Source organism: Rufibacter ruber, assembly GCF_001647275.1.
Taxonomy (GTDB): Bacteria; Bacteroidota; Bacteroidia; order Cytophagales; family Hymenobacteraceae; genus Nibribacter; species Nibribacter ruber_C.
Window position 1 is genome coordinate 1 of the sequence record NZ_LRMM01000071.1, and the last position, 26,969, is coordinate 26,969.

General features: G+C 51.5%; 20 protein-coding genes. 6 read left to right on the top strand and 14 right to left on the bottom strand.

What is annotated here, in order from left to right; all coding sequences use genetic code 11:
- The first annotated feature begins 173 nt into the window (after positions 1 to 173).
- Positions 174 to 1,604: a CCA tRNA nucleotidyltransferase gene (locus A8O25_RS19070; RefSeq protein ID WP_066838401.1), complete on the top strand. Its 1,431-nt coding sequence runs from the start codon at positions 174 to 176 to the stop codon at positions 1,602 to 1,604.
- Positions 1,605 to 1,915: 311 nt separating this feature from the next.
- On the opposite strand, the gene A8O25_RS19075 is transcribed toward A8O25_RS19070, so the two are convergent.
- The 3 genes from A8O25_RS19075 to A8O25_RS19085 form a co-directional block, all read right to left on the bottom strand.
- Complete coding sequence (locus tag A8O25_RS19075) at positions 1,916 to 2,443, bottom strand: nuclear transport factor 2 family protein (protein WP_066838405.1); 528 nt, start codon at positions 2,441 to 2,443, stop codon at positions 1,916 to 1,918.
- 179 nt (positions 2,444 to 2,622) lie between these two features.
- Positions 2,623 to 5,103: a GIN domain-containing protein gene (locus A8O25_RS19080; protein WP_066838409.1), complete on the bottom strand. Its 2,481-nt coding sequence runs from the start codon at positions 5,101 to 5,103 to the stop codon at positions 2,623 to 2,625.
- A gap of 2 nt (positions 5,104 to 5,105) precedes the next feature.
- A complete protein-coding gene (locus A8O25_RS19085; protein WP_066838412.1) occupies positions 5,106 to 5,444 on the bottom strand; it encodes a PadR family transcriptional regulator in 339 nt (112 codons plus the stop codon).
- 597 nt (positions 5,445 to 6,041) lie between these two features.
- Between A8O25_RS19085 and A8O25_RS19090 the strand changes: the two genes are divergently transcribed.
- Both A8O25_RS19090 and porU2 read left to right on the top strand, forming a co-directional pair.
- Positions 6,042 to 7,121, top strand: coding sequence for a putative type IX sorting system protein PorV2 (locus A8O25_RS19090; protein WP_241499093.1), 1,080 nt, complete (start codon positions 6,042 to 6,044; stop codon positions 7,119 to 7,121).
- A 20-nt stretch (positions 7,122 to 7,141) separates the two neighbouring features.
- Positions 7,142 to 12,145: a putative type IX secretion system sortase PorU2 gene (porU2, locus tag A8O25_RS19095; protein ID WP_066838418.1), complete on the top strand. Its 5,004-nt coding sequence runs from the start codon at positions 7,142 to 7,144 to the stop codon at positions 12,143 to 12,145.
- A 213-nt stretch (positions 12,146 to 12,358) separates the two neighbouring features.
- Here porU2 and A8O25_RS19100 read toward each other — a convergent pair whose 3' ends face one another.
- Genes A8O25_RS19100 through A8O25_RS19110 form a run of 3 tightly spaced genes read right to left on the bottom strand, consistent with a single transcriptional unit; the run spans position 12,359 to position 15,049 of the window.
- Positions 12,359 to 12,865 carry a dihydrofolate reductase gene (locus A8O25_RS19100; protein ID WP_066838421.1) on the bottom strand — a complete coding sequence of 169 codons (507 nt, stop codon included), beginning with the start codon at positions 12,863 to 12,865 and terminating at the stop codon, positions 12,359 to 12,361.
- Complete coding sequence (gene fmt / locus A8O25_RS19105; RefSeq protein ID WP_066838424.1) at positions 12,862 to 13,806, bottom strand: methionyl-tRNA formyltransferase; 945 nt, start codon at positions 13,804 to 13,806, stop codon at positions 12,862 to 12,864. The genes A8O25_RS19100 and fmt overlap by 4 nt, the downstream gene beginning before the upstream one ends.
- 1 nt (position 13,807) lies before the next feature.
- Positions 13,808 to 15,049, bottom strand: coding sequence for an exo-beta-N-acetylmuramidase NamZ family protein (locus A8O25_RS19110; RefSeq protein ID WP_082893759.1), 1,242 nt, complete (start codon positions 15,047 to 15,049; stop codon positions 13,808 to 13,810).
- A 53-nt stretch (positions 15,050 to 15,102) separates the two neighbouring features.
- Here A8O25_RS19110 and A8O25_RS19115 point away from each other — a divergent pair, with 53 nt between their 5' ends.
- Positions 15,103 to 16,317, top strand: coding sequence for an ABC transporter permease (locus A8O25_RS19115; protein ID WP_066838426.1), 1,215 nt, complete (start codon positions 15,103 to 15,105; stop codon positions 16,315 to 16,317).
- Positions 16,318 to 16,494: 177 nt separating this feature from the next.
- On the opposite strand, the gene A8O25_RS19120 is transcribed toward A8O25_RS19115, so the two are convergent.
- Together A8O25_RS19120 and A8O25_RS19125 are read right to left on the bottom strand one after the other, a co-directional pair.
- Positions 16,495 to 17,286, bottom strand: a complete 792-nt coding sequence (locus A8O25_RS19120; protein ID WP_066838429.1) for a mechanosensitive ion channel family protein — start codon at positions 17,284 to 17,286, stop codon at positions 16,495 to 16,497.
- Positions 17,287 to 17,440: 154 nt separating this feature from the next.
- Positions 17,441 to 18,136: a peptidoglycan DD-metalloendopeptidase family protein gene (locus tag A8O25_RS19125; RefSeq protein WP_066838432.1), complete on the bottom strand. Its 696-nt coding sequence runs from the start codon at positions 18,134 to 18,136 to the stop codon at positions 17,441 to 17,443.
- A gap of 224 nt (positions 18,137 to 18,360) precedes the next feature.
- Between A8O25_RS19125 and A8O25_RS19130 the strand changes: the two genes are divergently transcribed.
- Together A8O25_RS19130 and A8O25_RS19135 are read left to right on the top strand one after the other, a co-directional pair.
- Positions 18,361 to 19,440 (top strand): ferredoxin--NADP reductase, encoded by a 1,080-nt coding sequence (locus A8O25_RS19130; protein WP_066838435.1) that lies wholly within the window; start codon positions 18,361 to 18,363, stop codon positions 19,438 to 19,440.
- Between the two features lie 18 nt (positions 19,441 to 19,458).
- The gene (locus tag A8O25_RS19135) at positions 19,459 to 21,192 is read left to right on the top strand and encodes a M3 family oligoendopeptidase (protein WP_066838438.1); all 1,734 of its coding nucleotides are present in this window, start codon (positions 19,459 to 19,461) and stop codon (positions 21,190 to 21,192) included.
- 721 nt (positions 21,193 to 21,913) lie between these two features.
- On the opposite strand, the gene A8O25_RS19140 is transcribed toward A8O25_RS19135, so the two are convergent.
- The 6 genes from A8O25_RS19140 to A8O25_RS19165 all read right to left on the bottom strand — a co-directional run.
- The gene (locus tag A8O25_RS19140) at positions 21,914 to 22,543 is read right to left on the bottom strand and encodes a hypothetical protein (RefSeq protein ID WP_066838445.1); all 630 of its coding nucleotides are present in this window, start codon (positions 22,541 to 22,543) and stop codon (positions 21,914 to 21,916) included.
- A 6-nt stretch (positions 22,544 to 22,549) separates the two neighbouring features.
- Positions 22,550 to 23,035: a 1,2-phenylacetyl-CoA epoxidase subunit PaaD gene (gene paaD, locus A8O25_RS19145; RefSeq protein WP_066838446.1), complete on the bottom strand. Its 486-nt coding sequence runs from the start codon at positions 23,033 to 23,035 to the stop codon at positions 22,550 to 22,552.
- A 677-nt stretch (positions 23,036 to 23,712) separates the two neighbouring features.
- Positions 23,713 to 24,468, bottom strand: coding sequence for a 1,2-phenylacetyl-CoA epoxidase subunit PaaC (gene paaC, locus A8O25_RS19150; RefSeq protein ID WP_066838448.1), 756 nt, complete (start codon positions 24,466 to 24,468; stop codon positions 23,713 to 23,715).
- Positions 24,469 to 24,470: 2 nt separating this feature from the next.
- A complete protein-coding gene (locus A8O25_RS19155) occupies positions 24,471 to 25,103 on the bottom strand; it encodes a phenylacetic acid degradation b (protein WP_066838451.1) in 633 nt (210 codons plus the stop codon).
- A 374-nt stretch (positions 25,104 to 25,477) separates the two neighbouring features.
- Positions 25,478 to 26,461 (bottom strand): 1,2-phenylacetyl-CoA epoxidase subunit PaaA, encoded by a 984-nt coding sequence (gene paaA / locus A8O25_RS19160; RefSeq protein ID WP_066838455.1) that lies wholly within the window; start codon positions 26,459 to 26,461, stop codon positions 25,478 to 25,480.
- Between the two features lie 23 nt (positions 26,462 to 26,484).
- Positions 26,485 to 26,969, bottom strand: a 485-nt coding sequence (locus A8O25_RS19165; protein WP_066838458.1) for a TetR-type transcription factor C-terminal domain-containing protein, incomplete at its 5' end; no start/stop codon positions are given.

The window sequence follows — 26,969 nt, forward strand, 5'->3', positions numbered from 1 at the left end:
GTTTTCGCTGTTTGGCCAAACAGCCCGAAAACGCTTTGCAGAGCTCCCCTCTCCCACGGAGAGGGGCAGGGGGTGAGGTCGGGTTTACTATTTTCCCGTACCTTTGCTGCCTCAAATACGCACTTCGCCTCAGGCGAAGAAAAGCGTACACCAACAAAATCAACACATTGCCCATGACCACCCCAGACATCACCCTTCCAGAACACCCGGTTTTTGCCGTAGTGGCCCAGGCGGCCAAAGAGCTGAACCAGGAGGCCTACGTGATTGGCGGGTTTGTGCGGGATTTGGTGCTCAAGCGGCCCAGCAAAGACATTGACGTGGTGTGCCTGGGCAACGGCATTGAACTGGCCCAGCGCGTGGCCGATAAACTACCCAACAAACCTAAGGTGGCCGTGTTCAAGAACTTCGGGACGGCGATGCTCAGGACTGAGGACGGCTGGGAAGTGGAGTTTGTGGGCGCGCGTAAGGAAAGTTACCGCAGTGAAAGCCGCAAACCGGAGGTGGAGCAGGGCACGCTGGAAGACGACCTCAACCGCCGCGATTTCACCATCAACGCCATGGGCATCAGCCTGAACGAAGGCAGTTTCGGGCAGCTCATTGACTGCTTTGACGGCCTCAAAGACATCAGGCGGAAGAACCTCAAAACGCCGCTGGAGCCCGGCATTACCTTCTCAGATGACCCGCTGCGCATGATGCGCGCCATCCGGTTTGCCAGCCAGCTCAACTTTGACATTGACCCAGATACGTTTGACGCCATCTCTGAGAACAAAGAGCGCATCAAGATTGTATCGCAGGAGCGGATAACCGATGAGCTGAACAAGATTGTGCTCTCCAAAACGCCCAGTTACGGGTTCAAGCTGCTGTTCCAGACAGGGCTGCTGCACTTGATTTTCCCCAAGATGGTGAAGCTGCACGGTGTGGAGACCATCAACAAGAACAGCCACAAAGACAATTTTTACCACACGCTGCAGGTCTTAGACAACGTGGCCGACGTCTCTGACGACCTCTGGCTGCGCTGGGCCGCCATTCTGCATGACATCGCCAAGCCCGAAACCAAGCGCTACAACGAGAAAGTGGGCTGGACCTTCCACGGCCACGAAGACCGCGGCGCCCGGCAGGTGCCCAAGATCTTCGCAGATTTAAAGCTGCCGCTCAACGAGCACATGAAAATGGTGCAGAAACTGGTGAAGCTGCACCTGCGGCCCATCGCGCTGGTGAAGGAAACCGTCACCGATTCGGCGATACGCCGCCTGCTGTTTGAGGCCGGCGATGATATTGACCGGCTCATGCAGCTCTGTAAGGCAGACATCACCTCTAAGAACCATGACAAGGTGAAACGTTATTTGCAGAACTTCGCCAAAGTGGAGCAGAAATTGAAGGAAGTAGAGGAGAAAGACCAGCTGCGCAACTTCCAGCCGGTGATTACGGGAGATCTGATCATGCAGACCTTCGGGATTGCCCCGTCTAAGGAGGTGGGCATCTTGAAAAGCGCCATCACCGAGGCCATTCTGGAAGGCGAGATCCGGAATGAATACGACGAGGCCTTTGCGTTTCTGCTGGCCCAGGGCAAGCGTTTAGGTCTGACGCCAGTGACTTCGTCGTAGCCGAAAGGAGCGAAGCCACTCTATAACCCGCTCTGTTTCGGCCTTTTTTTGAGAAAACAGGTCGAAAACAGGAGCCGGGTACTTTATGCGGCAAAGGTGCTAAAAGAAAAACCGGGCCTTCATCAGGTATACTACCCTAGAAGAGGCCCGGCCTATCATACAAACAACCAAACAAAAATTTTCTTTAAGTATCAGGACAGGAATAGATTGCTTTATTTTTCTATTTTGTTATCCTGAAAGGATCCTGGTGGCGAACGGTAATAGCGGGTCATATGTGCTTTCATGGTTTGAGCCGTCTGCTGTTGGGCAGGCTAAGGGCGCTTCTGGAGTTGGGGTAGGGGAGCAGGGCCGTGGTCATAACTGAGAACTCTGGCCATTCTCCAGGTGCCGTTTTGCAGCAACCAGAGGTTTGAAAATTTAGCTAAGCCAGCCAACTGCTCTTTCTTTCCTTTTTCGTGCTCGTAAAAATAATGGTCTCCTGAGATTATGGCGCCGTAAGCCTGGTCTGCGTTGTACAGCGGGTACACGTGAATGGTGCCTTTGACTGCCTCTCTTCTCACCCTGTACTCCTTGTTGCTACATAAATTGTTCTTGATGCTGGAAATAAATTTTTCCTTGCCTAAGGTGATCCCGCCTTTGTCATGGTAGAATTCCACGTCATCAGAGATAAACTGCTTCATGCGCTCAGAGTCACACTGGTTGTAGGTGGTCCAGAAAAGGCTGTCAAGGGCAAGAATGGTCTGGGTAATGGCTTGCGCCGGCTTTTGAGCCTTGGTGCTGGTCGCACTGCCCGTGAACAGTAGCGTAATCATGATCAGTGGGAGAAGATATTGTTTCATAGTTGCATCTGTTAAGGCTGTGGTTGGGCAAGAAAAGTTTTCTGAAAGAGGAAAAAGAAGGAGGACTTTGCCAGAAGCGCGTCCTCCTTGTCACAGGGAGCTCTAAGAAATCCAGAGAAGAACTCCGTTGTGATTTGCGTTTTGGGCCTGTTTTCCTAAAAACAGGCCGAAAACAGAAACTATTTGCGGCTCACGCTGGAACCGCCAGACTTGTCTGTGTCTACCTGCTGCACCTCACCGGTGTAGCGCACATCACTGGCGCCGCTGGCGTGGGCCTGCAGGTATTCTTTCACGTTGACCTCTGCGTCACTTGCTCCGCTCAGGTCAAGGTTGGCCCGCACGGCGGTGAGTCTGAGTGCATTGATGGAACAGGCGCCGCTGGCGTTAATATCCAATTGGTCAGCGTGGCCCTTGAGGTGCAGCTGTGAGGCACCGCTCAGCTCAGCGTCCAGGTTTTGGGTGCTGATGGCCATGGCCACCTGGCTGGCCCCTGACTGCTGCAGTTCAAAGTTGTCTGGCGCGAAGCCTATGATTTCGGCCTTGGCCGCCCCGCTCAGGTCTACTGACCGCAGGTCTGGGGTTTCAATCTCAATGAGAATGGCTTTGGTGTTCATGCCCCAGAACTTGAAATAGCCGTTGTCGCGTTTAATTCTGAGCACCCCGTTCTGCTCCCTGATCTGCAGGCGGTCCAGCTCTTTCTCTGAACCGGTCACCCGCACGTGGTGGCGGTATGACTGCTTGATTCTGATGTGGTAGGCGCCTCCGGCCTCTACCTCATTGAAGTCACTCACGTTGTAGATCTTTGACACGCCGCTGTAGTCATCATTCAGGATAGAAAGCTCGTCATCAAGGTTGGCGGCCAGGCCTGTGCCTGCGGTGGAGTCAGGAGAAGTGCCGGTTCTGGTGCTGTCTACTACGCTGCAGCTCAGGCACACCAGTCTGCCGTCTTTGATTTGCCAGGTGTTGTTGGCCAGGTCATCTGCGTCATAGTCTCCCTGGGTGATATCACCGTAGAAATGGTTGGCAAAGCCAGAGGAGAAGCGCACGTTTTTGCCTTCGGGCACCAGAATTTTTATGTCCAGATCCTGGTCCCGGAAGATGGCGTTGGGTTTAAAGGTGAACGCATCATCAAACCTGAGCACAGAATCTCCCTGCGGAACAATCTTGTAAGACAGCATCTGGGCGTTTTTAATGGCGTCTGCCTCGTCAAGGCCCTGGCCTTTGTAAGTCTGGATCACCTTGACATCAGTGCCCGTATAGCCTTCCAGCCGCACATTCAGGCGGTGGCCGTAGTCATAGTTGGTGTCCCGCACCTTAAGCTCCAGGGTGTTGTACCCGGCGCCGGGGAAGTTTTTCTCTACCACTACTTCACCAGACTCCTGGAAATGGCGGGCTGAGAAGGCGATGCCGGTGGCCAGGGCGGCCACGGCTACCAGCCAGATGCCCAGCATAGACCAGCCAATGGTGGGTCTCAGGAAGAACCGCTTGGTCAGCAGGCCAATGCCTACCAGGAACAGGAGCAGCGCCGGAATGACCCCCGTAAAGAACGCTGCCCACACCAGCCAGCTTGGCAGACCTCTAAAGAATTCAGCCACGGGCAGGTCGCCCAGGTGAACAAAGCCAGGCTGGGAGATTTCGCCAATGGCGGCAATGAGCATAACCAAGAGGGAAATCAGGAAAGCACCCGCAATGAACATGAGCAACAGCCCCGCAAAAATGCGGATGAGGGTGATCAACACCGTTAGCACCGGGTGGAGGGCCTTTGACAACACCTGAATGATTTGTGAGATCAACCGTACCGGGAACAGGAGGACTTTGGCTAAGGTGCTCTCCTGGCCGTTAGCGTCCTGCATGTTCAGGTTGTTTTTAACCGAGGCTTCTATACTGGAGAGCGTGACGGGGTTTCCCTGCATTTGCACCCGCTCTGTGATAGATTTGGCCTCTGGTACGGCAATCCATAAGATGATATAGGTGATCAACCCAATCCCGAAGAAAAAGAAGATCAGGAACAGCAGCCGGATGATGGCCACATCTGTGCCGAAGTAGATGGCAATGCCGCCGGCCACCCCGCCCAGTTTCTTGTCTACGGGGTCCCGGAACAGTTTGCGCACCGGTATCTCGGGCAGGGCCTCGTTCTCAGGCAGGGCAATCCAGCAGATGACGTACAGGATTGCGCCAAACAAGGTGAAGCCACCGGTGAACGGCACACCCAATACCAGCAGAATAAAGGCCAAACGCACCCAAAGCGGGTCCACCTGCAGGTAGTTAGCAATGCCAGAGGCCACGCCGGCCAGCACTTTGCGGTTTACGTCACGGTACAGGCGTTTTTGGCCGGTAGAGGTGGTGTGGTTGTAAGCGGCTGAGGCGGCAGGGGCTGGTTCTTCTTCCAGGGGCTCATCCATCTCAAAGTCAGTCACGGTTCCCATCTGGGCAATGAGGGCCTGCACGTCTTCGCGGGTGATCACCTGCTTGCCGGGGTTGAGGCGGGAGAAGAAGATTTCGGCTATGCGGGACTCAATGTCTGCCACTATTTCTTCATGGCCTTCATAAGAGGAGAAGTAGGCCTTGATAGCGGCCAGGTACTGGCGCAACATCTCATAGCCGTCTTCCTCTACATGGAAGATCATGCCTTGCAGGTTGACACTAATGTTCTTTTTCATGGCTAGTTGGATTTCTTGCGGTTGGTGATGAAGGTGGTGGAGTCTACCAGTTCCTGCCAGGTAAGGCGTAGCTGTTCCAGAAACTCGGTGCCAATGGCGGTGAGTTTGTAATATTTGCGGGGTGGCCCCGAGGTGGATTCCACCCAGGAGTAATCTAAGAGGCCGGCGTTCTTCAGTCTGGTCAGCAGTGGGTAGAGCGTCCCCTCCACTACTATCATCTTGGCCGCGGTCAGTTCCTCCAACATGTCAGAGGCGTAGACTTCGCCGCGCGAGATGATTTCCAGAATGCAGTACTCCAGAATCCCTTTCCGCATCTGCACTTGTGTGTTTTCTACTTTCATGGTCTGTGAGTCTGAATTGTTGATGCAAATATATAAGCAGGTACTATGTAACACAAGGTACTGTAAAAATTTATTTTTTGTTTCACCTCAAAAGTGCGAATGGCGCCAATGCTGAGGGGTTGAGCGCAGAAGCCGGTTTCTGTTTTAGGGCTGTTTTTTCAAAAACAGCCCTAAAACAGAAAGAGAAAATAAGTCTGCGGCAGTAAGATTTTCTGAGGGATAAAGGGGCCAAACGGAGGCCTGGGTGTAGAGGAAAGATGGCTAAATCAAACGTTAAGGGAGGCAATCTGGTGAAAAGGGGCGGCTGAAAAAGAAATATGCTCCAAAGTGGAACACTTATAGACACTTAATTGTAATAAGCGTTGAGGCGTGAAGAGTATCTGGAAAAGGCTGGAATACAGCTTTCCCCCCACAAGGGGTGGGTCTCTGCAGACGCAGCAGCTGAGCGGGTTAATCCCGTTCTGTGCCGCGGGTAATGCAAAGACAGGGCTTGGACAGCGGCATGGGCTGCCCAAGCCGAAATTTAAACAGGCTCTAAATAGAATAGTACGTATATATTTACATCTGAATTAGCGTTGGTGTCGTTAGTTTCTCTATATGGCAAAAAGATTTTTACTCGCGTTTCCCCTTCTTTTTTTCTTGTTTTTCACCCGCTCCGGGCAGGCGCAGGAGATTTCTGCCCCTAAATACAGCAATGAGTTCCTGAACATTGGAGTGGGCGCCCGTGCGTTGGGAATGGGGGGAGTGCAGTCGGCTATTGTGCGGGATGCCACGGCTGGTTTCTGGAACCCGGCGGGTTTGGTGGGCCTGCCTAAACGCCATAACGTGTCTTACATGCACTCTGAGCTGTTTGCCGGCATTATCAAAAATGATTTCGGGTCTTACGCCACCAACCTTGACTCCACCAGTGCCCTGGCTTTCTCTGTGATCAGGTCTGGGGTAGATGATATTGCTGATACCCGCAGGCTCCAGAATGAGTACGGGGCCATCCAGTATGACAGTATAGAGTTCTTCTCTGTGGCAGATTACGCGTTCCTGGCGTCTTATGCCCGCCGCAGTAACTGGCTGCCCGGGTTAACCTTAGGTGCCAACGCTAAAATTATTTACCGCAACGTGGGTGACTTTGCCAGCGCCTGGGGTTTTGGCCTGGATGCCGGTGCCCAATTGCGCCGGGGTAACTGGCAGTTTGGGGTGATGGCCAAAGACATTACCACCACCTTCACTGCCTGGAAACTAAACCCAGATGAATTAGAGTCTACGTACCTGCAGGAGGCAAACTCCTTCAACACCAATAGCATTGAAGTGACCCTGCCGCGCCTTATTCTAGGGGCTGGCCGGTCTTTCCAAATGACTGACCGCTTCTCGGCTACCGTTGCCACTGATCTGGATATCACCTTTGACGGAAAACGGAACACGCTGCTGGCTACTGGCGTGGTGTCTGTTGATCCCAGGGTTGGGTTTGAACTGGGGTATTCCAACACTGTTTTCCTGCGGGGCGGGATCAATAACATTCAGCAGTTTGAAAACCTGGACGGGAAGGGCAGTTGGAAAGTACAGCCTAATTTTGGGGTGGGCGTGGCCACCCATGGGCTCCTGTTAGATTTGGCCTTGTCAAAGGTGGCTGACAATTCCCAAGCCTCTTCTTTGATTGTATCTGTTGCCTATAGTTTTGATTGATTTGTGTGCCTGCTATTAAGATGAAAACACCTTACTCTCTTCCATTTACCTTTCTGACGCTTCTGTTCCTGGCGGTTCTGGTGGGTACTGCTGTGCAGCCTTCTTATGGGCAGCAGACCACCTATGGCAATGAATGGATCAACTACAGCCAGAAGTACTATAAAATCAAGGTGCCCGCTACGGGTATCTACCGCCTTGACAGGAACTACCTGCAGGCCGCCGGTATAAGCGGGGTAGACCCTAGAAATTTACAACTTTACCGCCGGGGGCAGGAGGTGGCCATTCTGGTGTCTGGCGAGGCAGACGGCTCTTTTGATGCAGGTGATTTCCTTGAATTCTACGGCGAGAAAAATGACGGGGCCTTAGATGCCGAATTGTACAAAGACCCTGCTGATCAGCTAAACCCTCATTATAGTCTTTACACAGATACGGCTTCCTACTTTTTGACCTGGTCAACCAGGGCCGGGAAACGGATGCAGGTAACCCGTTCCTCTCCTGCAAATATCACCCCAGAACCTTGGTTTTGGCAAACGCGCTTAATTCAGTTTACAGACAGTTATTCACGGGGAAAAGCGTATGGCTCCAACCACATGTCTTGGATGGATAGTGCTGAAGGCTTTATGTCTGGAGCATCTTCCGGTACTAGGAATGTAGTGGTAGATTCGTTGCTGAACCTTTACAACCTTGGCCCAAAGCCAACGGTGGAAGTGGCTTTGGCGGGTTCTAATGCTTCTACCCCAGATGTAGATGTTTATGCGGTGAATGGAACCTCTGAGAGATTGCTGGGCAACCTCATGTTCCCGGTTTATGGGTCGGCCAAAAGGAGCTTTCCTTTAGAGTTTAGTGACATAGCCGCAAACGGAAGGGTAACCATTCGTTTTATCTCTAAAAATGGCAGCTCCACCAGGGTGTCATATGTAAAGGTGAAGTTTCCGCAGCGGCCAATTATGCATATAGCCGCGTTAGGTTTAGAAAATGCAACTTCTACTACAGGCTCTACCTTGTATAATCTTGAAGGGACCCATGCTGCCAATGCCGTTGCTTATGATATCACTTCAGCAACCAATGTTGTTAAAATAGAGGGGGTCGCCAATGGCACGCAGAGAAGTTTTGTGTTTACCCAACCCGCTAGTTCTTCCCTTCAAAAAGGTCTTTTATGGGCTAAGGCACCAATGGTGCCGGTATCTGCGCGTGAAGTTAAATTTAGGTCTTTTAGCGGAAATTCAGCCTCCTACCTAATCCTCTCTCATAAAAGTTTGATGGCCTCCTTTGGCACATCTACAAATCCTGTGAAGGATTATGCCAGTTACAGAGCATCTGCCGCAGGCGGAAGGCATGACACGTTGGTAGTTGATGTTGACCAGCTGTATGATCAGTTTTTCTATGGAGACAAATCAGCCGCCTCTATCAGGCGCTTTATGAAGTACATGCTGGCCCACGGTACCCCAAAATACCTGTTTATTTTAGGTAAGGGAATTGAGCCAGACAATGTGACGTTACGGCGCACCCCTCATACCTTGGCGGCGAAAGACCTGATACCAACAGGCGGCGTACCCAGCTCTGACGTGTTCTTTACATCTAACTGGGAATTAGACCAGTATGAACCTTTGGTAGCAACCGGGCGCCTGCCAGCCCAAACCCCGGCAGATGTTCTGGCTTATCTGGAGAAGGTAAAGGAACATGAATCCTTACCTCAAAACGCTGAATGGCGCAAGAATATCCTGCATCTAGGGGGAGGAACCACTCCCGAGGAAGGGAAAAAATTAGAATCTTACTTGAACAGTTATAAAGCTGTAATTGAAGGGAAGCTTTTAGGAGCCGAAGTGAAAACAAGGGCGCGTGAGAGCCATCAGAATTTAGAAGTCATTAATGTGGCATCTGAGTTGAATAGAGGCTTGTCTCTAATCACGTTCTTTGGGCACAGTTCCTCTACTACCTCAGATCTGGACATTGGGTATGTCTCAGCACCACAAAATGGCTATAACAATAGAGGTAAGTACCCCATGATTCTAATGAATGGCTGTGGGGCAGGAAATAGTTCTACGGTAGAGGTGTCATTTGGAGAAAACTGGCTATTGACACCGGCCAAAGGGGCCTTGCTGTTTATGGCTCATACAAGTACCGGCTACCCTACGCTGCTGTATGCCTTCAGCCGTACTTTTTATGAAGTTGCTTTTTCAAATGAAGAATTTTATGGAAAACCAGTTGGAGTAATTCAACAGGAAACGGTAAGGCAACTAGACAATTCTATTGCGGGCTTCAACTCCAAGGCCATGCTCATGCAAATGGACTTAAAAGGAGATCCTGCTGTGGCTTTGGTGGCCCCTCAAAAACCTGATTATACCATCAATAACAGCTCATTGTCTATAAAATCACTAGACGGAAGGCCGCTCTCTGCGGCTACAGAGAAATTTGCGGTAGCGGTTGATATCCGCAATCTGGGCAAGGCGGTTGATGCTCCTTTTTATGTGAAGGTTAAAAGGGTGCTTCCAAACGGAGAGGTTTTGCAATTAGATTCTGTAGAAGTATCCCATCTGTATAACAGAGATACAGTAGAAGTAATGTTTGAGTCTAAAGTGCCGGTTCCAGGTGTCAATTACTTTGAGGCTACGGTTGATTCAAGAAATACTATTGAAGAAATTGAAGAGGCGAATAATACTGCCCGTTTTGAATTCTTCTTCCCGGTGAGCAGTGTATTGGCGTTGGCACCTAAAAATTACAGCATCGTTCCTACCCAGACAGTGAAACTTATTGGGCAGTCTACCAACCTGCTTACAAAAGCCCCTGATTTTTATTTCGAGATTGATACGGTAAGCACCTTTAATAGTGCCTGGAAAAAGTCTACAGTAATACCAAGCACAACGTTGCCTATCTGGGAGGTGACTTTGCTTACGCCTACAGGGCAGAATGACAGCATTGTGTATTTCTGGAGGTTCCGGAACAAAGATATTGATCCACAAGAAGAAGTAGTTTGGGCTACAAGTTCCTTCAGACACATTCCTAACAGCACTGCCGGCTGGTCACAAAGCAAGATAGCCCAATTAACAGAAGCAGGCACCAAAGATTTGGAATTAGATGTGCCAGCAAAGAAGATGGAGTTCAAGAAGAACGTCAACAAGTACATTATGATTAGAGGAGTTGGCGGGAATATCCACTTCGGGTTTCCACCAAACTCTATTTATATTGAGGGAACCAGAACTATTGACGCTGACTGTTACACAGACCGCCCCAATATGATGGCCATTGTGTTTGATGACAAAACACTGGAGCCCTATATGCAAATGCCTGAAGGGCTTGCTTCACTCTGCGGAAGACCAAAAGAGGCTAAAATTACTTACAACTTTGTTGATTTAAGAAAACCAGAGAATCTGGATAAATTGGAAGCATTTCTAAGAAGCGTGCCAGATGGGTACTATGTAGCCATGGTAGGGATGAGGAATGTACCTTATAACACCATGAGTGAATCACTAAAGGCGCAGTTCAGAGGTTTAGGATCTGCTTTAATAGACCAATTGACTGCCGGTGACCCATTTGCCATAATAGGCAGGAAAGGCGCAGCAATGGGTACAGCCCAAGAGGTAGGTCCGGTGAGAGATGGGGAGATTGCCTCTGCTGATCAAGCTATTGTGTTGGAAGGCCAAATCAAGACTAGCTCCGGGGTAGGATCCATAAGCTCAACTTTAATAGGCCCTGCCAAAGAATGGAAGAGTCTCCAGCACCAGTTAGTGCTTGAGAATTCAGATTCATATCAATTAAGTGTGATAGGGGTTGATTTAGAAGGGAAAGAGACTACTATTTTAAAAGATGTTAAGTCCAGTACTTATGATCTGTCTTCTGTAAATCCCGCAATTTTCCCTTACCTCAAACTGAACTTGTCACTTAGTGATCTTGAAAACAGATCAGCGCCGCTGTTGAAAGAATGGCTGGTACTTTATGAAGAGGTGCCGGAGGGGGTTCTGCGGCCAGATATAATAGGGCTTGAAAAGTATGCCTCAGTGGCAGAGCAGGCTGCGGGGGGTGAAGTAGAGCTACAGTATGCTTTCCACAATATCACCAATATAGATTTCCCGGAGCAGCTTTCAGTAGTGGCCACATTTTTCAAAGATGACGGGACTTCCCTGTCAGAGACCTTTAAAGTTGATCAGTTGCTGAAGCAAGATACCATCTACTTTAAGCACAAAGTTTCAACACTTGGTTTGAAAGGTGCTAACCGTATCAGAATTAATGTTAATCCTCAACTGTTGCCGGAGCAGAATTATTTTAACAATACACTAGAGATTCCCTTCAACATTGGTGATTTTGCAGGAATGCCTCCCGTTCTAGACGTTGCTTTTGATGGCTCCCGCATATTAGACGGCGATATTGTGTCACCCAGCCCTGTGATAAGTATCCAGTTGAAGGATAACTCAGGAAAGCTGCCTGTGAAGCAGTCACAGAAAATGAAGGTGTACCTCCGGAGGCCAAATGCTACGCAAGCAGAAGAAATACTAGTAGATACCAACCAAGATGTGCGCGTGTTTCCGGCAGACGAGAAAAATGATTTACGGGTAGAATACAATCCCAAAATGTTGCCAAACGGTACCTATACATTAGAAGCCGAAGGACTGGATATGAACAACAATAAGTTGGGGGGTACCTATAAGATAAACTTTATAGTAGAGAACGAATCCAGTGTGACCAATTTCTACCCGTACCCCAACCCATTCTCGTCTAAAACACGCTTTGTTTTTACTCTTACAGGAAGTTATATTCCAGAACGTATAAAAATCCAGATACTAACCGTAACTGGTAAAGTAGTTCGGGAAATACAGAAAGAGGAATTAGGCGCCCTCAAGATAGGAAACAATATAACTGAATTTGCTTGGGATGGAACAGATGAATTTGGGGATAGACTAGCTAATGGCGTATACCTTTATCGGGTAATGATGGACACCGGTGCCACTGAAATGAAGCACCGCACGTCAAAGAAGATTGGTGATAAAGGTTTTAAGGAAGGGTACGGGAAAATCTACATTCTTAGATAAAACTAACCTGGGTTTTTATTGGGAATGACTCAAATAGAATTCAAACAAAGAGGCCAGCTGATAACAGGTGGCCTCTTTGTTTGAGTGGGAATATTGACCAGAGAAGGGATAGTTGCTAAAACTGTAGTGACGGGAAATAATTAACAAAGTACTTCTCTCCTGTTTCTGGCCTGTTTTCTAGAAACAGCAGAAACAGGAGAGAAGTTTATGAGGCTAATTTCTGCTGAACCCGGCTTTTCTTCTAAAGGTAAAGAAGGTGAAAGGGTAGGGGTGCTTTTCATCTGCGGGGTGTTCCTGCTGTTCGGTTACTTCCCAGGCAGCGGCCTCCAGCTCCGGGAAAAAGGTGTCTCCCTCAAACGACTCGTGCACAAGGGTGAGATAGACCACCTCCGCTAACGGAAGAGCCTGTGCATAGATCTGGCCACCCCCAATCACCATGACCTGCTCGTCTAGCGCCAGAGCCTCCTTCAAAGCTTCTTCCAGCGAAGTGGCTTTGAGGCACCCCTCTGGAAGGACATAATCTTGCCGGCGGCTGACTACAATAGAAGTTCTGCCGGGAAGAGGCTTGCCTATGGCTTCAAAAGTTTTACGTCCCATCACCATGGGGTGCCCCAGCGTAAGGCGCTTGAAGTGCTTCAGGTCTTCTGGGAGGTGCCAGAGCAACTGGTTGTCTTTCCCAATGGCCCTGTTTTCTGCAATCGCGACGACCAGTGCAATCATAACGCTTGCTGAAAAGTGTACCCTCTAAGAAAATCTTTGATGCCCATGCGTTTCTTGCCCTCCATCTGGAGCTCTTCTACGGCATACGCAGTGCCCTCGCCGCATTGGACCTGGAGAAAATCCTTGCCGTCTGTGGTGTAAGAACCGGGAGCCTGACCATGTGAAGAAACAGCAACTGCATGACCGGCTAAAATTTTAAACTGTTTGCCTTCCAACACCGTCCAGGCGGCCGGGTAAGGAGAGAGCCCGCGTACAAAATTATGGACCTGCGCAGCGGGTTGCTGCCAATCAATCTGGCAGGTCTGCTTGAAAATTTTGGGGGCAGACCGAAGCGGCTCCTGCGGCTGTGGCTGGGGATACGGCTGTACCCGGTCTTCTACAATGGCTTCTACCGTCTCCAACAGCAACGAAGCACCGGCATGTTTCAGTTTTTCATACAGAGTCCCAAAGTTGTCTTCAGGGGCAATGGCTACTTTCCTCTGGAGGATAATGTCTCCCGTATCAATCTCGTGCTGCAGAAAAAAGGACGTAACCCCTGTCTCCTGGTCCCCATTGATCAGGGCCCAGTTGATGGGGGCGGCGCCCCGGTAATGCGGTAACAAGGAGGCATGTATGTTCAGGGAGCCCAGCGGAGGCATGTTCCATACAGCCTCGGGAAGCATTCTGAATGCCACAATCACCTGTAGACTGGCCTGATACCTCTTCAGTTCCTCCTGAAAAGCAGGATCTTTCAGGTTGGTAGGCTGTAATACCGGTAGGTTGTGCTGCAGGGCCACCTCTTTCACCGGTGACGGTACTAACTTTAGACCGCGCCCGGCAGGTTTGTCTGGGGCGGTGATGACGGCCACCACGTTCCAACGGTTCTCTACCAGCGCCTGGAGCGCAGGTACCGCAAAGTCTGGGGTACCCATGAATATGATTCGTAAATCTTCTTTCTGCATTTTATTGGGCGTCTGGGTAGAGGAGGTACTGGGTGCGCATGGCTTTATAGGCATCTAACCCTGGTTTCCAGCTGGCCCTGATTTCCTGTTCGCTCATGCCTGCCATGACTTGTTTCTGCAGCTGCTCAGTACCCGCCAGGTTGGTGAAAAACTTATTAAAGAATTTTTCCTTTTGCCCAGACGCCTGGTAAAACTCCAGCAGGTAACGCAGGGTAAACGGCTCTTTCAGCTCCAGTTGGCGAAGGTCACGGCCGTAGCAAACCTGGTTCTTGTACGGCGGCTCCATAGACATGCCTGGTATAGGAACAGGGGTAAAAGAGAAAGACTTGTCTGGGAAGTAGGGAGCGCCAATCACCTGGAACGGCATCATGGTGCCTCTTCCCTGGCTCACGGTAGTCCCTTCAAACAGACACAGGAACGGGTACAGTTTGATAGACTGGTCATTGGGCAGGTTGGGTGACGGTTTTACCGGCAGCGAGTAGAACTGGTTGCGGTCATAGTTTTTGACTTTAACGATTTTAACATTGGCCTGCACGCCATTTTTGAGCCATTTTTCCCCGTTAATCATCTGGGCGTACTCCCCCAGGGTGAGGCCGTGGGAGATGGGAATGGTGTTCATGCCCACAAACGATTTGTGCTGCGGCTCCAGAATAGGCCCGTCAATCAGGTAACCCACGGGGTTGGGGCGGTCCAGCAGGAGCAGGGGCTTGTTTTGTTCGGCGCACGCCTCCATGACATAATGCATGGTGCTGCTGTAGGTATAGAAGCGCACCCCCACGTCCTGAATGTCAAACAGCACCACGTCTACGTTTTTCAGCTGCTCTGGCTTTGGTTTTTTGTTGCTGCCGTACAAGGATAGGATAGGGACACCGGTTCTGGCGTCTACAGAGTTGCTTATGTGGGCTCCCGCGTCTGCGTCTCCCCTGAAACCGTGTTCCGGGGCAAAAATAACCGTGATCTTGACGCCGCGGCTCAACAGACTGTCCACCAGGTGGGTTTTCTTGCCAATAGTGGAGGTCTGGTTGACCACCATACCCACCCGCTTGCCTTGCAGGTAGGGCAGATACAACTCTGTCTGGTCTGCGCCCGTTAGGAGGGGAGCATCCTGTTGCCTGGTGGTTTTAGTGGCGGCGGCTGAGGTGGCCGGGGCGGCAGACGTGCTGTGGGCCGGTACAGAGCCGGTTTGTTTACAGGCTGCCAGCACCAGACAGAACACTGCCGTACGAAGGAGGGTAGAGAACATAGGTTTAGTTTAAGATCAGATAACTATCTTTAAGCGCAATTTTAAAACAAGAGGTGAATCTTTCCCGCTACATTGCCAGCCGTTTGGCCGGCGCCCGTTCAGACTCGTTTACCGCATCGGTCACAAAAATAGCAAAGTTCAGCGTAGGGCTGGGCATTGCCATCATGATTGTGTCTTTTGCCATCTTAGAAGGCTTCCGGTACGAAATCCAGAACAAGATCTTCAGCTTTGGCGGTCACCTGCAAGTTAGCAAATTTGACACCAACAATTCATTTGAAGGCTACCCCATGAGCACCTCTACCGGGCTGGAGGATTATACCAAAATACCGGGGGTCTCCCACCTGCAGCCCTTCGCCCGGAAAACAGCCATTATCAAAACCGACGAGGAAGTGCTGGGCGTGGTGCTGAAAGGGGTAGACTCAACCTATGACTTCAGGGGCATGCGCGCCAACCTGGTTTCCGGCTCTGTGATGGAATTCAATGACAGCGCCGCCTCTGAGCAGATCATGATGAGCCAGCTCATGGCAGACAAACTTCGCCTGAAGGTGGGAGATGGCGTGTTATTCTACTTCATTCAGAACCCGCCCCGCATGCGCAAGTTTGAGGTGAAGGGGATTTTTAAAACCGGTCTGGAGGAATTTGACAACGTGTACGTACTGGGTGATCTGAAACAGATCAGGGAGCTGAACCAGTGGCCTGACTCACTGGTGGGCGGCTATGAGATCCTGCTCAATGACTTCACCCAGATTGATACCGTGGCCAACCAGGTGTTTGAGAAGATGAACTATGACCTGCAGCTGGAGAAAATCACTGACACCTACGCCCAGCTGTTTGACTGGCTGGAGCTGCTCAAACGCAACGTGATCATTTTTCTGGTGCTGATCATTTTTGTGGCCACGTTCAACATGGTGTCCACCTTGTTCATCATGATTCTGGAGCGCACCAATATGATTGGGGCCTTAAAAGCCATGGGGGCCACCAATGCCCAGATCAGGAAAATCTTTCTGCACCGCGGGCTTCGGCTCACCATTGTGGGGTTGATTGGCGGCAACGTACTGGCATTCGTATTCTGTGCGGCCCAGGACTATTTCCACCTTATTCCCCTAGATCCAGAGAATTACTACATGGAGACTGTGCCCATTTACTGGAGCTGGAAAATCTGGCTCGGCATCAATGTGGTCACCTTTGTGTTGACCATGCTGTCTGTGTTACTGCCCTCCCTCCTGATTTCCCGCATTCATCCGGTGAAAGCCATAAAGTTTGACTAAGTTTCAAAATCAGGTTTCTGCCTCAGGGCCAAATGGCACGTTTACTGGTTCTTGCGGTAGCCATTTGCGGCACGGCTGAACGGGTAAGAACTACCTAAACAAGGCAACCTGTTTTGGGGCTGTTTTTCAAAAAACAGCCCAAAACAGGTTGTTATATAACGGGAACTGGTGACGGTGCTACTTCAGCGCGATGCCGGCTTTCTCAAAGGCGTCTTTAATTTTTTCAGTGAGGTCTTCATAAGCCCCTGACCTGAACGTGCCGCGCTCCCGTTGTACCCAGACCCGCACAAACAGGGTTACGGCTTGCGCCGAAAGTTTCTCCACCCCAACACTTGGCTCCGGCGAAAGCAGCACCCGCTCATCTGTTGCCACCACCTTCAAAATCTCCTCCCGCACCTTTGCCAGCGGAACGGTGGCTTCTACGGTCAGGCTCAGCTCCAGCCGTCTGGTCTGTTCCACATCATAGTTCACAATCACCGCAGAGGCCAGGGGCCCATTGGGGAGGTAGATGGTTTTATTGTCTTCGGTGGTGATGACGGTGTTAAAAATATTGATGATGAAAACGGTGCCTTTCTGCCCCTGCGCCTCAATAAAATCGCCCACCCTGAACGGCTTGATCGTCAACAACAGCACGCCTCCGGCAAAATTGGCCAGGCTTCCCTGCAGCGCCAGCCCCACCGCCAGGCCTGCTGAACCCAGCAACGCCAGGAATGAGGTAATCTGCAGCCCCACCTGCCCAATCACCACCATGATGAGCAGCACCAGCAGCACTACTTTCAAGACGTTGCGCAGGAACGGCCTTAAAGACGGATCCACATCTTTTCTGGTCATTAGGTCATAGGCCCAGGTGGTAATCCTGTTCACCAGGTACAGCCCTATCATCAATATAAAGAGGGCTATAATGAATTTCAGGCCATAAAACAGGACGAAATCCTGTACCTGCACAAAAAGGCGGTCAATGTCTAACATGGTCTTAAAATGAATTGGAAGGTTAATCCTGTTTTCGGGCTGTTTTTCCAAAAACAGCCTGAAAACAGGAAGTTGGTTAGAGCTCCTCAGCCCCAGGCTTGCAAAAGTAAGTTTAGGAGATGCTTCCTGCTAAGGTTTTCAACAATGCCTGACGCTAGATTTTACGGCAGTTCAGCAACAAATTAGGGTCCAGGCAGATCTGTCTGAAGAAGGGAATTTCAGACGGCGCGCACACTCCCGGGAAGTCACCTGCTTTGCCCTGCAGGTTGGCCATGAGCTGGAAGTGCAGGTGCGGTGGCCAGTCGCCGTTTTCTGGGTAGGGGCCAAAAGAGGCTATTTTTTCGCCGGCGGCGAAGGGTTTGCCTACTTCCAAATCACACAAAGAGGCCCGGCTCAAGTGACCGTACAAGGTGTAGAAGGGAATGCCTTCCAGCACATGCTCTAAGAGGATGGTGGGGCCGTAATCGCCAAAGTGGGCATTGTCTTTAAAGCTGTGTACTTTCCCGGCCAGCGGGGCGTACACCGGGGTTTGGGCGGGAGCCCAGAGGTCTACGCCCAGATGCACCGACCGGGATTCAACGGCGCCTTCAAAATGGCCGCTTCGGCGGTAAATTACGCGGTGCTCAAAGTAGCCGCCCACGCCCACGGTGGCGTTTCTCTCCTGCAGCATCTGGTGCACCAGTTGTTCAAAGGCTTGGGTGTCTTTTAGATCAGATTGGAGCAGAAGCGGGTTGGCCGCGGTGAAATCAAGGCGCGTGACATGTGGGCCGTTCAAGTCAAAGCCCAAAAGAGGGGCAAAGGTGCCCGCCCGCGCCCGCAGCAGAGCCTCCAGTGTAGATGAGTTTTCCATGAAACAAGTCAAAAACGTAAATCCTCCTGAAAGAGGCAGGTAGCCAGAGCACCATCTCTGCGCCTAAAAACACGTATTGCAAGAGAACCGCACAAGTTACGGCAAAATGCTAACGCCCGATAGTTTTTTTACCCAAGGTTCGGGCGGGGCCGTGAAAAGTTGTAACTTTCCTGCTTTAATTCAGTTCTGCAAAACAAAGCTTTTTGTTTTATCTATCATAAACTATGAGCAACGCCTATTTTACCATGAAGGTGGCTGACATCACCCAGGAAACTGCCGATGCCCTCACCCTTCATTTAGAACACCCTGATAAGAACAACATTCCCTTTATTCCGGGTCAGTTTCTTACCCTGATCCTTCCCATCAACGGCCAGAAGGTGCGCCGTTCTTATTCCTTGTGCAGCACCCCAGACGAGCCTTACTTCTCAGTAACGGTGAAGCGCGTAGAGGGTGGCCTGGTGTCTAACTATGTGGCTGACCATGTGAAAGTGGGGCAGGAGATAGAGGTGATGGCCCCGCTGGGGAACTTCAACATCAAGGCAGACCCTAACCAGAAGCGCCACCTGTTTTTCTTTGGCGGCGGCAGCGGCATCACCCCGTTGATGTCTATGACCAAGAGCGTGCTGAAAGAGGAGCCGCAGAGCCGCATCACCCTGGTGTACGGCAACCGGAACCTGAATTCCATTATCTTCAAAGATGCCCTGGCCCAGCTGGAGCAGCAGTATCCTGAGCGGTTTAAAATAGTGCACGTGTTCAATGAAAGCATTGCAGACGCCACTGAACCGCAGGAAAACATTGGCCTGCTTGACCGTACCATGGTGCTGCAGCTGCTGGAGAACCTGAAGGTAGAAGGCTTCTCTCAGGAGAGTTACTACATGTGCGGCCCTGAGGGCATGATGAACGAGGTGCGCGAAGCCCTGCAGTTCATGCGTGTGCCCCCAGACCGTATCTTTAAAGAGAGCTTTACCGCCCCCACCACCACAGAAGACCACGGTGCAGATGTGGGGGCTTCAGACTCTGACGAGATCATTACCCGCACCGTCACCATCATCTATGAGGGAGACGAGTACCAGGTAGAAGTAAAGCCCACTGAAACCATTCTGGAAGCCGGCCTCAAAGCCGATATTGATTTGCCGTACTCCTGCCAGGCCGGCCTTTGCACCGCCTGCCGTGGCAAGTGTCTGAGCGGCCGCGTGCATCTGGATGAGCGCGAAGGTCTGTCAGACGCTGAAATTGACCAGGGGTACGTATTGAACTGTGTAGGCCACCCGCTCACCGCCAACGTGGTGATTGAGATTGGTTAACCGTTTTTGACCTGTTTTATGGAAAACAACCCCAAAACAACCGCGCTGCCCACCCCCAGGCCGCGCACGTATCTGCCTGCCAACTTTGAGGTCACTGACTGGGCTTCACTGGAACCCATTTTTGAGGAACTTAAAAACCGGGAGATCCCTTCAGCAGAAGCGCTGGAGAAATGGATCTCAGACCGCAGTGAACTGGAGAGCGTGCTCTCTGAGAACATGGCGTGGCGTTACATCAAAATGACCTGTGACACCCAGGACGAGGCGCTGACAGAGGCGTTCCAGTTCTTTGTGCAGGAAATTGAGCCCAAGGCGTCACCGTATGATGATGCTTTTAACCGCAAGTTGGTGGAGTCGCCTTTCCTGGACCAGTTAGACCAGGAGAAGTACCGCATCTACCTGCGCGGCGTGAAGAGGGCCATTGAGTTGTTCCGGGAGGAAAACATTCCATTACAGACCGAAATCAGCACCAAGCAGCAGCAGTACGGCGCCATTGCCGGGGCCATGACCGTGACCCTTGACGGGCAGGAAATGACCCTGCAACGCGCCGCTGACCGCTTAAAGCAAACTGACCGGGCCGTGCGCCAAGAAGCGTACCTGGCCATACAGGAGCGCCGCCTGCAGGACAAGGAGAAACTGGACGAACTGTACACAGAGCTGATCAGGCTGCGCCACCAGGTGGCCACCAACGCCGGGTTTGACAACTTCCGGGATTATATGTTCGCGGCCCTCGGCCGATTTGACTATAGACCCGAGGATACGTTTGCCTTCCACCAGGCCATTAAAGAAAATGTGGTGCCGGTGACCACCCAGATTGACCGCGAGCACAAGGAACAGCTGGGGCTGGAGGCCCTCAAACCCTGGGACCTGGATGTAGACCCTACGCTGCAGCCACCGCTGGAGCCGTTTAAAACCGGGGAGGAGCTGCTGGAGAAAACCATTGCCTGCTTCTACCGCCTAGACGGTTTCCTGGGTGACTGCCTGGTGACCATGCGTGAGATGGGCCACCTGGATCTGGAATCACGCAAAGGCAAAGCACCCGGCGGCTACAATTACCCGCTAGATGAGATTGGCGTGCCGTTCATCTTCATGAATGCCACTTCCTCACTGCGCGATGTGGTGACGTTGCTGCATGAGGGCGGCCACGCCGTGCATTCCTTCCTGACCCGTGACTTGCCCTTGAATGCCGCCAAGCACCCGCCGTCTGAGGTGGCAGAGTTGGCTTCAATGTCTATGGAACTGCTTACCCTGGATCACTGGGACCTTTTCTTCCCTACGCAAGAGGAACTGGTGCGCGCCAAGCGTCAGCACCTGGAAGGCGTGTTGGAGACGTTCCCGTGGGTGGCCACCATTGACAAGTTTCAGCACTGGGTGTATGAAAACCCCAACCACACCGTTGAGGAACGCCACCAGAACTGGGTGCGCCTTTTTGAGGAGTTCAACCAGCAGGAAGTTGACTGGAGCGGCCTGGAGCACCTGAAGCCGTTCATCTGGCAGAAGCAGCTGCACCTCTATGAAGTGCCGTTCTACTACATTGAGTACGCCATGGCCCAGCTAGGGGCCATTGCTGTCTGGAAACGCTACAAAGAAGATCCGGCGGCCGCCCTGGATGGCTATAAAAAAGCGTTGAGCCTGGGCTACACCGCCACCATTGGTGAAATCTATGAAGCCGCCGGCATCCGGTTTGACTTCTCCAGCGACTACATTCAGTCTTTGGTAGATTTCGTGAAAAGTGAACTGGCGAAACTGGGATAATGTCAGGTATCGTCTGTAAACAGAAATGCCGCTGAAGCTCTAACTTCAGCGGCATTTCTGTTTTCGGCCTGTTTTGGCCAAAACATGCCGAAAACAGAAAATGTATTCAGTATTGTAAATGAGAAGAACACTACTGCTTTACATTAAGAGCTTGTTTTCATTTTGATTTTGCAAGCGAAAACGGGAGCGAAAGGTTCTGGCAAAGCGTTTTTTGAACAGCATAGCAGCGCGCTATGGTGCGAGTCAACCGCGAAGTCAGGTTCTTTTGATTCCCGTTTGCAGCGCAAAAGGCAAATTTAAACATGCTCTAAAAGTCTCTGCTTCACGTTTTCAACTTGGACCCATTTTATGAGGAAAGCTTTCAGCTTTCGCGGGTAGTGCGTAGAAATATTCGCAAGTTAAAAACTTGCCTCATTAAGAAGCTACTAGTTGAAAACGTGAAGCAGGAACTTGCTTTGGAGTGTAATGTTTATAAAAGGGGAGGGTGGGTTTATCCTGCTGTTCGGGATTTGTAATCCCGAACTTAGTTAACTGCGAATTGGTAGTCCGCGCACTTCCGGCACAAACATGCAGAAGCGGGGATTGCAAATCCCCGGAGTATGTGCTTCCTGATTGCAAATCCGAAAGAGCAGTGGAACAGTTAGAATTGTCCTCCCTCATTTTACGCATTCCCGAGATTCCCCTCCTTGGAGGGATAGGTTCAATAATTTTGTAAATCCAATTATTGATTCGCCTGCGCCGATGAATCTGGTTTCTCAATCCACTGAAACAGCGGTGCCGGTTGCAGGGTGTCATAGGGTTTGCCCAGGTTGGGCAGGCGTTTTTTATACCTTCTCAACAGCGTGTTCATCTCAATGGCGGTTTTGTCATAGCGGCCCCGGTAGAAAACGGTCTCGTTGTGAAGGGTGGAAATGCTCTGGTACAGGGAGTCTACCCGCGCCAACCCTGAGGGGCCGTCTGTGGGGAGAAAAGCCCGCAAGGCGTTCCACACTGAGTCATGGGCTATGTCATAGGCATCAATCCTGCTGGAGTTTCTTACTGTGCGGCGGTCATAACGCAGGGTAGGCAGCCTCCTGATGGATTTTTGCAGGTCGGCGCGCTGTTGGGGCGGCATGACGGCGGGCGGTAGCGCGGCCAAAAGTTCTTCCATCTGCTGAATCTTCACGCTGTCACTGGTCATCATCACGTTCCATTTTCCGGTGAGCGTGTCTGAAAGGGTGGTGAGTTCCTGTTTCAACTGGGTATCTGAGATGGGGCGGGCCAAACGGCCGGGCTTGCCGGAATCACGGGAGCAACTTGCCATGCCCAGCACCATCAAAAAGGCTACTGCCACGGCTAAAATAGTTTTCATACGTACTTACAAAGGCTTAAACTGTTCAAACAACTGCCGGCAGTCGTTACAGAAGTACATGGCGCGGCATAACGTAGGGCCGAAAGGCGTGCGCAAGGTAGTGTTTTTGCTGTGACAGTTGGGGCACTCGGCGTATTCCAGTATATCCAGATCCAGAATGCCCTGGTACGGCTGGGGCGGTGCCAACCCGAAATCCTTCAGCGCCTTTCTGCCTTTCTCACTGATCTTGTTAGAGTTCCAGGGTTCGTCAAAACTCATCACCACTGTAAACGCCTCCACGCCGTGCCGCTGCAAACTCTGCTCTACCTCTGCCCGCATGTACTCCATGGCCGGACACCCTGCAAACGTAGGAGTCATGCGTACCGTTACATGCCCCGTCTCCGGTGCCACCTCCACACCCGTAATCACGCCCAGGTCGTTCAAAGAAAGTACCGGTATCTCCGGGTCTTTCACCTCCTCCAGAAAAGCACGTATTTGATCAGGGGTTAGCATTTGGGTAGTAGTTGTTTGTTTTTAGTTATTCGTTGTTGGTTTGGTTTACGGAATTTAGGAAGAGCTGTGGTAAATGTAAGGTGCCGTTTTCGGCCTGTTTTGCGAAAAGTAGGCTGAAAACGGAAGTTGCAAAACTCTACTCGGCAGGCCCGGTTTCGCTGCGGGGCAGCGAGGGTAGTTACAAACTACCCATCATCTATAGGCTCGAGTTGCAAACTCGTGCCAGCGGAAGAGATCTGTAGGAGAAGAAGTAATAGAGGTCTGTACTAGTCCTGTTTTGGGCTATTTTTCAAAAAACAGGCCGAAAACGGAAAACTTGTTTCCTCACTTTCCCTCTTACCACTCCTGCACTCGTTCTTTCCTACTCTTTCCTTCGCTCTTTCTTTTACCTTATCCTCTTTTCCTTGCCTTCCTTTATTTCCCACATTTGGCATTCTCCCTCTTTTGTCAATCTGGAAGAATCTTGTGGGCGAACTAGATAAGCATTCGTACCATTCGCCACCTGTTCACCAAGTTCCTTGCAGGGTGGTAAAAATGAGGTTTCTGTATCTGCGTGTTTATGGCGCAAGCGTCCGCTTGTGACCTTCGCATTGCTGATTAGAGATATTAATGGGCACAAGCGCGCTTGCCATGGTTTGACGAGCAAGCAAGTAAACCAACAACGGGCAACTAAAAAGTTACCACTCCGCCGTAGGGTCAATCTTGAACACTTCGGCCATTTCATCTAACAGCGGCTGCAGGTGCTGGGTATGCTGCCCGTAGCGGCCGCCGTACACGGGTTGAAGGCTTGCCCAGTCAGGTTGTTTTAGGCTTGTTTTGGCCAAAACAGCCGATATGCGCTCTTGCCATTGCGCCTGCAACGCGGCTTCACCCACGTAAATGCCTGCATCCAGCAATTCCTGCTCATAGGTAGACGGCTCAAAGATGCCCAGCGCAAAGGGCAGCGCGTACTCCAGCGACTGCTGCAAACGGCTGATGCTGTCTTGGGTGGCGGTGCCCAGCTGCTTGACCATGGTGTTGGCGTGCAGCACGTGGTACTTGATTTCCCCCTTCAGCTTGGCGGCAATTTTAGCGACTTCCTCATGAGAGGACTGGCTTAAGGCTTCAAACCTCAGCAGCTCGGCATTGTCAAACAGAAAGTGCCGGATCAGGCTGAAATCGTATTCGCCAATGGGCAGCTCTACCAGCTGGCAGTTATGGTACTGGTCAGCGTTGCGCATAAAGGCCACGGTGTCAGGGTCGCCTTCGCCCAGCTCATGGAGCAGCGTGTAGAAGGCCAGGCTGTGGCCTAGTTTGTCCTGGGCCATGCTGGAAAACGCGATGTCTTCTTCCAGCATGGGGCCAATGCCAGTCCATTCTGAGTTGCGGTGGCCTAAGATGAGTTCATCGTCGGCTATCTTGTAGAGAAGGTCTTTTAACGCGAGGTCCTGCATGGTTATTGGGCTTGTCGTTCGGCTTTGAAACGGTCAATCTTGTCTTGTACGCGGTAGGCAATGGCCTCGCGGTATTTTTTCTCGGGCGTGGTGGCCCAGATGTCTTTGTCTTCCTCTTCCCGTAAAATCTGATTCTGCGGAATCACCCACACATTTACCACGGGCGGCGCTGCATGTAACGTTTGCCTGGCAACCTCCAAGGCATGCTCTGCTGAACGGGCAGTGACCGTGCCCGCATGTTGGTGGGCTTTGCCCCGCTTTTTCAGGTGGAAAATCTCATACGCCTGTTCCGCTGCGTCTGGGGTTGAACCAAGGGCGGGTAAACTTTCATACACTGAGGTGTTGTCATCGGCGTAGCCGGAAACAAGCACGTGCTGCGTTTTCACTACCCACATGCCCGTGCACATGGCACGGCGGCTGTACTGCTCTTTGCCGAACAGAAACGCCACTTCCTCATTGGCGGCGTGCACCGGCCCCACATAGACATACGGCTGCCCTTCCTTCTTCTGCAGGAACAACTCATACGTCTCCAACTGGTCTAGCTGGGGTTTGGGCGCGGGGTTGGGTTCCTCTTCTATGTGCAGGCGCGTCACGCGCGGGTCTAAGGATTTTATCAGTTCTGAGTTCTGAGTCATGAGTCTAGAGTCTTTTGTAGCTCTGCATTTCTGTATATAGGTCAGAAATGGTTATATTACTAATGCTAGTTCGGTTGTAAAACCCAATTAGATTTAACCTTGTGTATTTTTTCTCCTTGTATCATTATGGAAGGATCAAGTGGGCGAACTAGAAATGCATTTCAGAGACCCTATTGCCGTTCGCCACCAAGATCCTTTCAGGATGACAGAAGGGGGAAGGAATTGGTAGTGAAAAAAACTTCTAATCAATTGTGCGGGTAGGTCCCTTCTCAAACGGTGTTCTCCAAAGCGTAAGCACCTTTTCCTTACGTCTCGGAGCTTTGGTCTCAGAACTCAAGACTCAGAACTCAGAACTCAGAACTTGCCTAGCTTAGCTAGGCTAATGGCCGCACATACTCCGCCTTGGGCGAAAGCAAAGCACGGCGTACCCAGGCCCCGCGTTCTTCGGCGGTGCGGCGTACGGCGAGGCGTTCGGCGTTGCAGGGGCCGTCACCGTTGATGACGCGTTTGAACTCGTCCCAGTCGGGCTCCGTGTATTCCCAGACGCCCTGTTCGTTTTTGCGCAGTTTAGGGTCTGGCACACTCAATCCCAGTTCCCAGATTTTAGGCACGTACATGTCCAGGAACTGCTGGCGGCAGGCATCATTAGAAGCCATTTTCACTTTCCAGCGCATGAGCGTCTCAGTGTGCGTGCTCATCTTGTCACTTGGTCCGAAGAAAGTCATGATGGGCGGCCACCAGCGGTTCAAGGCTTCCTGAATCATTTTGCGCTGAATGGGCGAGCCGGTAGCCATGTGCACCACGGCGTCATGACCGTATTTCAGGTGGAAGGCCTCTTCGGCGCAGATTCTGTCCAGGGCGCGGCAGTAGGGGCCGTAGCTTCCCTTTGCGTTGGCCATCTGGTTCACAATGGCGCCCGCGTCAATAAGCCACGAAATGATGTTGGAGTCTGCCCAGGTAAAGGCCGGGTAGTTGAAGACGTTGGAGTATTTGCTTTTGCCGTTGATGAGGTCGGTGAGCATCTGCTCACGCGTTTTGCCCAGGGTCTCGGCGGCGCTGTAGAGGAGTTGGGCGTGGCCCACTTCGTCCTGCACCTTGGCCATCTGGGCCAGTTTGCGCCTGAAACCGGGGGCACGGGTAATCCAGGTGCCTTCGGGCAGCGCCCCAATGATTTCTGAGTGCGCGTGCTGCTCAATCATGCGTATGAGCTGCTTGCGGTAGAGTTGGGGCATCCAGTCGGTGGGCTCAATCTTCTCGCCGCGGGCAATGCGGGCCTCAAACTCGGCTAATTTAACCGGGTCTTCCTGCTGCAGGTCATCAAACCTGGTGGCCTCAAAAACGTTTCCTCCTCCGTACATCTTTTGGTGTGTTTAGCTTCTTCTTAGAAATTCTTAAGCCCGTTGAGCAGCAGGTTAGACAGGTACTCTGCAATCTCGTCTGGGCTCATCTTACCCTCAGGTTTATACCACATGTGGAGCCAGTTCAGGCTGGAGAGCAAGGTGAGTACCACAAATTTTTCGTCTTTCACCTGGAATTCGCCGCTGGCGATGCCCTGGCGCACTATCTCGCGCAGGCTTTCCTCATACTGGTGGCGCAGGTCGTTGAACTTGCTCAGAGACGGCTCGCTCAAATGGCGCCACTCGTTCAGGAACACGCCCGCCGCCGGCGGATTCTTAGTTAATACGCGTACGTGCGACGCAATGGCCAACCGCAGCTTTTCGCTGGCGGGTACGTCCTGATTCTTCACTTCGTCAAAAGCGGCCATGAACTCATCTGCCATTCTGAAGCAGACGCGCTGCAGAATATCTTCCTTTGATTTGATGTGAGAATAAAGGCTCCCGGCCTCAATGCCTAATTCCTGGGCAA

Coding starts and splice junctions, on each gene's coding strand:
- A8O25_RS19070 (WP_066838401.1), top strand. CDS start 174: ATGACCACCCCAGACATCACCCTTCCAGAACACCCGGTTTTTGCCGTA.
- A8O25_RS19075 (WP_066838405.1), bottom strand. CDS start 2,443: ATGAAACAATATCTTCTCCCACTGATCATGATTACGCTACTGTTCACG.
- A8O25_RS19080 (WP_066838409.1), bottom strand. CDS start 5,103: ATGAAAAAGAACATTAGTGTCAACCTGCAAGGCATGATCTTCCATGTA.
- A8O25_RS19085 (WP_066838412.1), bottom strand. CDS start 5,444: ATGAAAGTAGAAAACACACAAGTGCAGATGCGGAAAGGGATTCTGGAG.
- A8O25_RS19090 (WP_241499093.1), top strand. CDS start 6,042: ATGGCAAAAAGATTTTTACTCGCGTTTCCCCTTCTTTTTTTCTTGTTT.
- porU2 (WP_066838418.1), top strand. CDS start 7,142: ATGAAAACACCTTACTCTCTTCCATTTACCTTTCTGACGCTTCTGTTC.
- A8O25_RS19100 (WP_066838421.1), bottom strand. CDS start 12,865: ATGATTGCACTGGTCGTCGCGATTGCAGAAAACAGGGCCATTGGGAAA.
- fmt (WP_066838424.1), bottom strand. CDS start 13,806: ATGCAGAAAGAAGATTTACGAATCATATTCATGGGTACCCCAGACTTT.
- A8O25_RS19110 (WP_082893759.1), bottom strand. CDS start 15,049: ATGTTCTCTACCCTCCTTCGTACGGCAGTGTTCTGTCTGGTGCTGGCA.
- A8O25_RS19120 (WP_066838429.1), bottom strand. CDS start 17,286: ATGTTAGACATTGACCGCCTTTTTGTGCAGGTACAGGATTTCGTCCTG.
- A8O25_RS19125 (WP_066838432.1), bottom strand. CDS start 18,136: ATGGAAAACTCATCTACACTGGAGGCTCTGCTGCGGGCGCGGGCGGGC.
- A8O25_RS19130 (WP_066838435.1), top strand. CDS start 18,361: ATGAGCAACGCCTATTTTACCATGAAGGTGGCTGACATCACCCAGGAA.
- A8O25_RS19135 (WP_066838438.1), top strand. CDS start 19,459: ATGGAAAACAACCCCAAAACAACCGCGCTGCCCACCCCCAGGCCGCGC.
- A8O25_RS19140 (WP_066838445.1), bottom strand. CDS start 22,543: ATGAAAACTATTTTAGCCGTGGCAGTAGCCTTTTTGATGGTGCTGGGC.
- paaD (WP_066838446.1), bottom strand. CDS start 23,035: ATGCTAACCCCTGATCAAATACGTGCTTTTCTGGAGGAGGTGAAAGAC.
- paaC (WP_066838448.1), bottom strand. CDS start 24,468: ATGCAGGACCTCGCGTTAAAAGACCTTCTCTACAAGATAGCCGACGAT.
- A8O25_RS19155 (WP_066838451.1), bottom strand. CDS start 25,103: ATGACTCAGAACTCAGAACTGATAAAATCCTTAGACCCGCGCGTGACG.
- paaA (WP_066838455.1), bottom strand. CDS start 26,461: ATGTACGGAGGAGGAAACGTTTTTGAGGCCACCAGGTTTGATGACCTG.